The 9655-nt window shown below is 70.6% G+C and carries 10 protein-coding genes; 5 read left to right on the top strand and 5 right to left on the bottom strand.

Going from position 1 to position 9655, the window contains the following annotated elements:
• The coding region (locus FFS51_RS14225; protein WP_045245795.1) for an aggregation-promoting factor C-terminal-like domain-containing protein at positions 1 to 386 on the top strand (386 nt) is incomplete at its 5' end.
• Between the two features lie 3 nt (positions 387 to 389).
• On the opposite strand, the gene FFS51_RS14220 is transcribed toward FFS51_RS14225, so the two are convergent.
• On the bottom strand, positions 390 to 2363 hold the full coding sequence (locus FFS51_RS14220; protein WP_137878747.1) for a glycosyltransferase: 1974 nt from the start codon (positions 2361 to 2363) through the stop codon (positions 390 to 392).
• 103 nt (positions 2364 to 2466) lie between these two features.
• Here FFS51_RS14220 and FFS51_RS14215 point away from each other — a divergent pair, with 103 nt between their 5' ends.
• Positions 2467 to 3129: a DedA family protein gene (locus FFS51_RS14215; RefSeq protein ID WP_249352739.1), complete on the top strand. Its 663-nt coding sequence runs from the start codon at positions 2467 to 2469 to the stop codon at positions 3127 to 3129.
• A 5-nt stretch (positions 3130 to 3134) separates the two neighbouring features.
• On the top strand, positions 3135 to 3599 hold the full coding sequence (locus FFS51_RS14210) for an SRPBCC family protein (RefSeq protein WP_137878746.1): 465 nt from the start codon (positions 3135 to 3137) through the stop codon (positions 3597 to 3599).
• 10 nt (positions 3600 to 3609) lie between these two features.
• Here the strand turns inward: FFS51_RS14210 and FFS51_RS14205 are convergent, their stop codons facing one another.
• The 3 genes from FFS51_RS14205 to FFS51_RS14195 form a co-directional block, all read right to left on the bottom strand.
• Positions 3610 to 4254: a CE1759 family FMN reductase gene (locus tag FFS51_RS14205; protein ID WP_056209416.1), complete on the bottom strand. Its 645-nt coding sequence runs from the start codon at positions 4252 to 4254 to the stop codon at positions 3610 to 3612.
• A 1-nt stretch (position 4255) separates the two neighbouring features.
• Positions 4256 to 5491 carry an LLM class flavin-dependent oxidoreductase gene (locus tag FFS51_RS14200; protein ID WP_045245800.1) on the bottom strand — a complete coding sequence of 412 codons (1236 nt, stop codon included), beginning with the start codon at positions 5489 to 5491 and terminating at the stop codon, positions 4256 to 4258.
• A gap of 75 nt (positions 5492 to 5566) precedes the next feature.
• A complete protein-coding gene (locus tag FFS51_RS14195; RefSeq protein WP_137878745.1) occupies positions 5567 to 6469 on the bottom strand; it encodes an alpha/beta fold hydrolase in 903 nt (300 codons plus the stop codon).
• A gap of 118 nt (positions 6470 to 6587) precedes the next feature.
• Between FFS51_RS14195 and FFS51_RS14190 the strand changes: the two genes are divergently transcribed.
• Positions 6588 to 7607: an isopenicillin N synthase family dioxygenase gene (locus FFS51_RS14190; RefSeq protein ID WP_045245802.1), complete on the top strand. Its 1020-nt coding sequence runs from the start codon at positions 6588 to 6590 to the stop codon at positions 7605 to 7607.
• Positions 7608 to 7764: 157 nt separating this feature from the next.
• On the opposite strand, the gene rpsO is transcribed toward FFS51_RS14190, so the two are convergent.
• Positions 7765 to 8034, bottom strand: a complete 270-nt coding sequence (rpsO, locus tag FFS51_RS14185) for a 30S ribosomal protein S15 (protein WP_045245804.1) — start codon at positions 8032 to 8034, stop codon at positions 7765 to 7767.
• A 195-nt stretch (positions 8035 to 8229) separates the two neighbouring features.
• Between rpsO and FFS51_RS14180 the strand changes: the two genes are divergently transcribed.
• The gene (locus FFS51_RS14180; RefSeq protein WP_056209419.1) at positions 8230 to 9534 is read left to right on the top strand and encodes an MFS transporter; all 1305 of its coding nucleotides are present in this window, start codon (positions 8230 to 8232) and stop codon (positions 9532 to 9534) included.
• Positions 9535 to 9655: the final 121 nt, after the last annotated feature.

Genomic DNA, 9655 nt, shown 5'->3' with positions numbered 1-9655 from the left:
GGTCAGGGTCAACCGGCGGGGCGGGGTCAGGCGGGTCGGGTTCCGGGTCGTCCGGCGGCACCGACTACGGTGTCGTCGTCGATCCGGCCGGCGCGCAGGCCTACGCCCGGGGCGCGATAGGGGCGTACGGCTGGGGATCCGACCAGTTCTCGTGCCTCGTGTCGCTGTGGAATCGCGAATCGGGCTGGCGGGCGAACGCCCTGAACCCCTCGAGCGGGGCGTATGGCATCCCGCAGGCGCTGCCGGGCTCGAAGATGGCCACCGCCGGAGCCGACTGGCGCACCAACGGCAACACGCAGATCAACTGGGGCCTCGCCTACATCAGCGCGCGCTACGGCTCCCCCTGCGGTGCGTGGGCGCACTCGCAGGCGACCGGCTGGTACTGAGCCTCAGACGCGGCCTCGCACGCCGTCACCGCCGACCGGAAGGTCGACGTAGTCGTCGTGCTTGGCCGACAACCCGTCCCCCGCGGTGCGCCCATGCAGGCGGCGCCAGATCCACGGCAGCGCGTGCCGGCGCAGCCAGCCGTGCGGATCCGGGGCGTCGTCGTCGGCGTGAAGGGCGGCATCGAGCCCGCCGAGCGCCTCGGCATCGGGTACCCCCAGCGCTTCCGCCGCCCGGTACGCGAGGAAGCGGTGGCCGCGGGAGCGCATGTGCACCTTGTCGTCGGCCCACATGTCGAGGTCGCCGAGCGCCGGATGTGCCTCGGTGTCGAGCAGCATCGACCCGGTGTCGCGGGCGATGCGCCGCAACTCCGAGGCGTAGACGGCGAACCGTCGCGCGAACAGCCGCGCCGCGCGGCGCCGCGGAAGGAAGGGAGTGACCAGCAGCACGTCGACGCCGGCGTCCCGCAGGCGACGCACTTGCGCCTCGAGGCGGGCGGCGAGCGCGAGCGGGTCGGCGCCGTGCCCGACGAGGTCGTTGGCCCCCATGAGGATCGACACGAGGTCCGGGCGCAGGCCGAGGGCTCGGGTGACCTGATCGGTCTCGAGGTCGCGCACGCGGCGGCTGCGCACCGCGAGGTTTGCGAACCGGAACGGCGCGGCGCCCGCCGATCCGTGCGCGAGCAGCATCGCGAGCCGGTCGGCCCAGCCCCGGTACATCCCGGCCGGCATACGGGAGGTGTCGCACAGGCCCTCGGTGATCGAGTCGCCGAGGGCGACGTAGCGGTGCCACGCAATCGGATGCGGCGCGGGGGCCGTGCGTGCGACGGTCTCCGGGCGGATCGCGGCGCGCACGAAGAGCGCGTCATCGATGCGTCGCAGGTCCCGAGCCTCGTCGTAGTGCTGCACGAGCCGGCCGACGAGCGCGCTCCATGTGCGCTCCCTCACGCCTTCGCGCGCCGCCCGGGAGAACGCGCGGCGTTTTGCGTCGTCGCCGACGAGATCCTCGACCCGGGCGCGCAGGTCGCCGAGGTCTCCCGGCCGATAGAGCCAGCCGTCGAGGCTCGAGTGCACGAGGTCCACCGGGCCGCCGCGCCCGGTCGCGACGACCGGCACCCCGCTCGCGAGCGCCTCCTGGATGGTCTGACCGAAGGTCTCACTCTCCCCCGGGTGGACGAAGACGTCGAAGCTCGCGACCGCGCGGGCGAGATCGTCGCCACCCAGGTGGCCGAGGAAGATCGCGCGCGGCAGCTCGCGTTCGAGCTGCGCCCGCGAGGGCCCGTCGCCGACGATGACGAGCCGGGTGCCGGGGATGTCGGCGACGGCCCGCAGGTCCTCCACCTGCTTCTCGGGCGCGAGACGCCCGACGTAGCCGATGAGCTGCTCGCCGGGGGCCGTGCGCGCGCGCCACAGATCGCTGCGCCGCTCGGGCGCGAATCGCTCGGCGTCGACGCCGCGCCCCCACATCCGCACCCGGTCGACGCCCAACTCGTTCAGCTGTGCGATCGAGGCGGTCGAGGGCGCGAGAGTCGAGGTCGCGCGACGGTGCAGGCGTGTGACGTGGCCTTCGACGAGGGCGGTCGCCTTCGGCAGGCCGTATTTCCGGGCGTAGGCGACGACGTCGGTCTGGTAGATCGCGACCGACGGCAGGTGCAGACCGTCGGCGGCGACGAGCGCCTGCCAGCCCAGCACGAAGGGCGATGCGAGGTGAACGACGTCCGGCTGGAAGTCGCGGAGGATCCCGGCGATGCGGGCGGCCCGCGCGAACACGAGACGCACCTGCGGATAGGAGGGCATCGGCACCGATCGCAGCAGCTCGGTGCGGGCGGCATCGACGGCGCCGATCGTGTCGGGCGCCTTCGGGGCGATGACGAGGGTCTCGTGCCCGGCCTCGCCCAGGTGCCGCAGCACGTGGAGCACAGAGCCGGTGACCCCGTTCATGTGGGGGAGGAAGGATTCAGCGACCAGCGCGACTCTCACGACACCAGGGTGGGGTGCCCACGACACGCGGATGCCCCGAATCGGCCGCGATCGCCGAGTGTTCACCCAGGTTCCCACCGCCGGTCACCGAGGGTTCCCCGACGTGTCGACTCCCGCCTGGGATCGTGGGCATCCGATGGTCGACGACTGGCTGACCGGGCTCGCCGAGAGCCCGTGGGCGCTCCCCCTGCTGGCCGCGCTCGTGTTCGGCGACGCTTTCCTGGTGGTCCTCCCAGGGGAGACGGCGGTGACGGCGTTCGGCGCGCTGGCGGTGGCCACGGGGCATCCGTTCATCGTCGCGGTGATCCTGGTCGCGGCTCTCGCCGCGTTCTCCGGCGACACGTGCTGCTACCTGATCGGGCGCACGGTCGGGCTCGAGCGATGGCGATGGATGCAGCGGCCGAAGATCCGCGCGGCGTTCGATTGGGCGCGGGCCCGACTGCACCGACGCGCGGGGGCCGTGGTTTTCACCGCCCGGTTCATCCCGTTCGCCCGCCTCGCGGTGAATCTCGTCGCCGGGGCGTCCCACGTGCCCGCCGCTCGCTATCTCGGCGTGACGGGCACGGCCGCCCTCGGCTGGGCGGCCTATCAGGCGCTCATCGGGGCGGCCGCAGCGGTGCTGCTGCCGGGCGGCCCGATCGTCGCCGTGCTCGTCTCGATCGTGGTCGCGCTGGCGATCGGCTTCGTCGTCGATGCTGCGCTCGCGCGGCGCGGGGTCGTGCCGACCGCGCCCGCAGACACGCCACCGGCCGACCCACTAGGGTGAGCGCCATGCCTCGCCAATACGTCGACGTCGTCGAGCACATCGACGCCCCCGCCGAAGCCGTCTTCGACCGCATCAACGAGCTCGGCCGTTTCAACGACTGGAACCCGTTCCCCACGATGGACCCGACCACCGTGACAAGCAACGAGGGCCCCACGAGCGGAGTCGGCTCGGTGTTCCTCTACGAGGGAAAGCGCCTCGGCAAGGGACGCATGGAGATCACCGGCACCGAGCGTCCGTCGCGACTCGACGTCGCGATGAACTTCTGGACGCCCAAGCCCTCGACCTCCGACGTGGTGTTCTCCATCACTCCGGCGGCCGCCGGAGGTGTCGATGTGCACTGGATCGTGTCGGGTGAGGTGAACGTGCGCACCTGGATCATGGGAAAGCTGTTCCTCGACAAGATGCTCGCGAACACGTTCCTCACCGGCCTCGGCACGCTCAAGACGCTCGTCGAGTCAGAGATCGCCTGACCCGCGGGGGTCACTCCCCCGCGAGGCCCCCGAGCAGGTGGCCGAACGAGCGGCCCTCGCCGAGGTACGACGACGGGTCGAACGGGTCGGATGCCGCCTTCTCGGCGTGCAGTGCGATGGCCTCCGCCAGTTCGGCGGCGCCCTTCTCGATGCGCGACGCGAGCGGCGCGACCTGGTCGCCCGCGCCACCCCAGTCGGACGACGCCGCGAACACCCCCGTCGACACCGGCTGGGCGTGCAGGTAGGCGAACACGGGACGGATCGCGTAGTCGATCGCGAGGGAGTGCCGTGCGGTGCCCGCGTTCGCGCCGATGAGCACCGGGGTGCCGGTGAGGGCGTCGGGGTCGAGCACGTCGATGAACGACTTGAACAGTCCCGAGTAGCTCGTCGAGAAGATCGGGGTGACGACGATGAGCGCGTCCGCCGAGACCACGGTGTTGATCATCGTCTCGAGCGGCGCCGGCGCGAAGCCGGTCAGCAGGTTGTTCGTGATGTCGTGGGCGTAGTCGCGCAGTTCGAACGTGTCGACGGATGCCTCGATCCCCCGCTCCGACAGCTGGCGCACTGTCGCGGCGGCGAGGCGGTCGGCGAGCATGCGCGTCGACGACGGGTTCGACAATCCCGCGGTGACGACCGCGATGCGGCGGGCGGTCATCTCAGGCCCCCGTCCGGGTCGCGGCGGCGCCGAAGGCGGCGCCGGCACGCTCCTTGGTGTCCTCATAGGGCGAACCGTGGGTGAGGTTGTCGCCGCGGTTCGCGCGCGGACGCGCCTCGCGCGGAGCGGCGCCGTCGTAGGCCGCGGCGACGAGCGACGCGTGGGTCGGGGCATCCGGGACGGTCTCGGGACGGTTGGTCTGGAACTCCTTGCGCAGCACGGGAACCACCTCGGAGCCCAGCAGGTCGAGCTGCTCGAGCACGGTCTTCAGCGGCAGGCCGGCGTGGTCGATGAGGAACAGCTGTCGCTGGTAGTCGCCGAACAGGTCGCGCATGCCGGCGTAGCGGTCGATGACCTGCTGCGGAGACCCGACCGTGAGGGGGGTCATCTCGGTGAAGTCCTCCATCGACGGGCCGTGGCCGTAGACGGGGGCGTTGTCGAAGTACGGGCGGAACTCGCTCACGGCGTCCTGTGACTTCGGGCGCATGAACACCTGACCGCCGAGTCCGACGATCGCCTGCTCGGCGGTGCCGTGGCCGTAGTGGGCGAAGCGCTCGCGGTACAGCGTGATGAGCCGCTGGAAGTGCGAGGCGGGCCAGAAGATGTTGTTCGCGAAGAACCCGTCGCCGTAGTAGGCGGCCTGCTCGGCGACCTCGGGGGTGCGGATCGAGCCGTGCCAGACGAACGGCGCGACGCCGTCGAGCGGACGCGGGGTCGAGGTGAAGCCCTGCAGGGGGCTGCGGAACTTCCCCTCCCAGTCGACGACGTCCTCGCGCCACAGCTTGTGCAGCAGCGCGTAGTTCTCGATCGCGAGCGGCAGGCCCTGGCGGATGTCCTTGCCGAACCAGGGGTAGACCGGGCCGGTGTTGCCGCGCCCGAGCATGAGGTCGACGCGGCCGCCGGAGACGTGCTGCAGCATCGCGTAGTCCTCGGCGATCTTCACCGGGTCGTTCGTGGTGATGAGCGTCGTCGCGGTGGAGAGGATGAGCCGCTCGGTCTGGGCGGCGATGTAGGCGAGGGTCGTGGTGGGCGAGGACGACCAGAACGGCGGGTTGTGGTGCTCGCCGAGCGCGAAGACGTCGAGCCCGACCTCTTCCGCGTGCTTCGCGATCGTGAGGGTCGCGCGGATGCGCTCGGCCTCGCTCGGGGTCGTGCCCGTGGTCGGATCCTGCGTGATGTCGCTCACGGTGAAGATGCCGAACTGCACGGCGGGGGTGGGTGCGCTGTTCTCGCTCATGGTGTCCCGCTTTCGTCTACGTACTCACGATTGTATGCACGTGAATGTAATTTGTGAAACACCTCGCGTCCACGGTTATTCCCGCGGGGTCTGATCCGTCTCGCCGTACAGGCTCAGCAGATCGCGCACCAGCTGATGCGGCGTCGTCTCGCACGGGCTGTGCCCGGTGTCGTAGACCGCGATGGATGCCCCGATCCGCGCCGCGTACTCCCGATACTGCGCTTCCGGCCACAGGTCGTGACGGCCTGTCGCCACGAGCTTCGGCAACGGCAGGGCGGCGACAGCCTCCGCGACATCCGGCATCCGCTTCATGAGCCCCACGATGTCGTCGACGCTCGCCCGACGCGTCTGCGCGAAGCGCTCTCGCACGAAGGCGATGCGCTCCGGCGGCACCCGGTTGAGGTTGTTGCGGATGCCCCACAGCATGAGCGATGCACCCGCGTGCGGCGAGGTCGCCCCCGAGAACCGTCCGATGCGCTTCACCCCGCGGAACACCTGGCCGACGTCGGGCGGCGAGGTGAGCAGCGCGAGCGAAGCGAACAGCTCGGGCTGCTCGACCAGCAGCACCTGTGCCACAAGACCCCCGAAGCTGTAGCCCAGCACATGCGCGGGCGCGCGTCCGGCATCGAGCACAGCCCGCAGGTCGGCGCAGAACAGGTCGTAGTCGTAATGCGCGCGCGGCGGGTCGAGGTTCTCCGGACCCGCCCCACCCGACTCGAACTGGCCGGCGAGATCGTACGACTCCACGCGATAGCCCGCCGCGAGCAGCGACGGGATCATCAGCAGGAAGTCCTCCTTCGAGCCTGTCGCCCCGGGCACGAGGAGCACCCGCGGGGCATCCTCAGCGCCGGCGACGATGCGTGCAAGGCGACCGCTCGGCGCATCGAGGTCGGCGCGCACCACACCCGGCGGGAGGGCGGCCCAGTCGACGGCGCCGATCGCGGCATCCAGCTCTGCGGCGTCGCCGAGTGTCGTCATGCGGCCCCTCCCCTTCGGAGCGAAGGCTATCGCCCGGCCTGCGCGCCCCCGCGCAAGCGCTCCGGTCACGGGGTGCAACAAACGAGCTGTGCGGCCTGTTCCGACATAGCCTCGACGCATGACCGATCTCTCGCTTCCCGTGCTCGACTTCTCGCTGCTGCGCCAGGGCGAGGCTGAGGCCGCTGAATTCCGCGCGCAGCTTCGGGCCGCGACGCACGACGTCGGATTCTTCTACCTCACCGGCACGGGCATCGCTCCCGCCGAGGAAGCGCGGCTGCTGCGGGTCGCCAAGGAGCTCTTCGCCCTGCCCGAGGCCGAGAAGCTGGCGATCGAGAACCTCAACTCGCCGCAGTTCCGCGGCTACACCCGCGTCGGGGGCGAGCGCACGCAGGGGAAGGTCGACTGGCGCGAACAGATCGATATCGGGCCCGAGCGCGAACCGATCACGGATGCCGACGCGCCCGACTATGCGCGACTGATCGGACCGAACCTGTGGCCCGAGAACCTGCCCGAGCTCAAGGAGGTCGTGCTCGACTGGCACGAGCGCCTCAGCGACGTGGCGCGGACGCTGCTGCGGGCATGGGCACTGGCCCTCGGCGCAGAGGAGTCGTACTTCGACCAGCACTTCGGTGAGCCCTCCACCTTGATCAAGATCGTGCGGTACCCCGGCAAGGAGGACCCGACGCCTCAGCAGGGAGTCGGCGCCCACAAGGACTCCGGCGTGCTGACGTTGCTGTGGGTCGAGCCCGGCAAGGGCGGGCTGCAGGTCGAGCGCGACGGCGCATGGGTGGATGCCCCGCCGGTCGAGGGCGCGTTCGTGGTCAACATCGGCGAATTGCTCGAATATGCGACGCAGGGCTACCTGAAGGCGACCAACCACCGCGTGATCTCGCCCCGGTACCCCGACGAGCGCATCTCGGTTCCGTTCTTCTTCAACCCGACCCTCGACGCACAGCTGCCGATCATCGACCTGCCGGCGGAGCTCGCCGCCCAGGCGCGAGGCGTGACCGACGACCCCACGAACCCCATCTTCGCGACCTACGGCGAGAACGCCCTCAAGTCGCGCCTTCGCGCACATCCGGACGTGGCCGAACGCTGGCACGCCGACCTCGTCGCCGCACGCGCCGCACGCGTCTGACACCTGACGACGATCGGCCCGCCCCTTCCGGGGGCGGGCCGATCGTCGTCACACCCGCCGTGCGCCGCAAGAGACGAAGGGCGAGGCGCGAGGGAACGAGCAGAGGCCCGCCCCACACCGTGGGACGGGCCTCAGAAGACGATGTACGCCGGGTGACTCAGCGGCGAAGGCCGAGACGCTCGATCAGCGAGCGATAACGCGCGATGTCGATGTCCTGGAGGTAGCCGAGCAGACGACGGCGCTGACCGACGAGCAGGAACAGACCACGACGCGAGTGGTGGTCGTGCTTGTGCTCCTTGAGGTGCTCGGTGAGGTCCTTGATGCGCTGCGTCAGCAGAGCGACCTGCACCTCGGGGGATCCGGTGTCACCGGGGTGCGTCGCGTACTCTTCGATGATCGCCTTCTTGACGTCCTGTTCCAGTGCCATAGAGCGATCCCCTTTCTCCTCGTTGCGCGGTGCCCGTCACCGAATGTGCGAGCTCTCTTTCTCCGCGGCCGATCGAACGGCAACCGGAACAGCTTACCAGCGCCGGGCGGCCACCGCGACCGCGGCGGCGGGCCGCGACATCCGGCACGACTAGGCTCGACGCGTGCGTTCGTCTTCATCCCCCTCGACCCGATCGTGAACGCCCGCCGCAGCGCATTCATCGACATCCGCCCTCTCACCACGGTGCCCGCCTTCGCGCGGCTCTGGGTGGGAGCGACCCTGTCGGGCCTCGGCGGCCAGCTGACGATCGTCGCCGTCATGCTGCAGGTCTACGACTTCACCGGCGACACCTTCGCGGTGTCGATGATCGCGGTGGCCGGGCTCATCCCCATGGTGCTCGCCGGCCTCTACGGCGGCATGCTCGCCGACGCGTTCGACCGGCGCGCAGTCGCCCTCATCGCGGCATCCGTCACGTTCGTGTCGACGGCCCTCATCGCCGCACTCGCGTGGACGCAGGTCGAGAGTCTCTGGTCGCTATACCTCCTGAGTGTCGTGAACTCCGCCGCCAACTCGATCGTCATGACCACACGGTCGGCCATCACGCCGCGCCTGCTGCCCCGCGACCTCCTCCCGGCGGCCGCCGCACTGCAGGGCGTGACCGTCGGCATCATGGTGATGGCAGGTCCCGCGCTCGCGGGCGTGCTGGTGGCGACCGTCGGGTACGCCTGGACGTACTCGGTCGACGTGCTGCTCATGTCGTCGCTGTTCCTCGGCCTGTGGACCCTGCCGCGCCTGCGCCCCGAGGGCACGATCGCGCGACCCGGCCTCGAGTCGTTGCGCGACGGGCTCGGATTCCTCCGGAAGGCCGGGAACATCCGGCTGCAGTACATCCTCGACATCACCGCGATGACGTTCGGACAGCCGACCGCCCTCTTCCCCGCCGTGGGCGCCGTGCTGCTCGGAGGTGGCGCGATCACGACGGGCGTGCTCACCGCCGCCGTCGCGCTCGGCGCCCTGCTGTCGAGCCTGCTGTCGGGACCGATCGCACGCTATCGGCACCACGGCCTCGGTATCGAGCGGTCGATCATCGTCTACGGCGCCAGCATCCTCGCCTTCGGCGCGGTGCTCGCCGCCGCGGCCCTCGGCGCGTTCGCGCCTGAGACGGTCGGCCCGAACACCCCGAACGTCGTGCTGATCGCCGCGGGCGCCGCGGTGCTCGCCGTCTCCGGAGCCGCCGACAACGTCAGCGCGATCTACCGTTCCACCATGATGCAGTCGGCCGTGCCCGACGCGATGCGCGGACGCCTGCAGGGCATCTTCACCGTCGTGGTAGCCGGCGGACCCCGTATCGGTGCCCTCTACGCCGGCACGCTCGCGACCTTCACCGCACTGTGGTTCCCGCCGCTGCTCGGCGGATTCCTCATCATCGGGATCGTCGCCGTGCTCGTGCGCCTGTCGCCCGGCTTCCGCGCGTACGACGCCGCGCACCCCGTGCCCTGATCGACGCGATCCCGCCGTTCTCCGGCGGATATCCGACGTCGCAGTGGCAGGGGATGTGCAGCGTCCGCACCCCCGCGTAGTGTGCCGGGGTGCGGACGCTGCACATCCCCTGCCACTGCGA

Origin of the sequence: Microbacterium sp. 4NA327F11 (assembly GCF_005503465.1) — a bacterium.
GTDB lineage: Bacteria > Actinomycetota > Actinomycetes > Actinomycetales > Microbacteriaceae > Microbacterium > Microbacterium ginsengisoli.
This window is presented reverse-complemented; position numbering and strand designations above follow the sequence as displayed.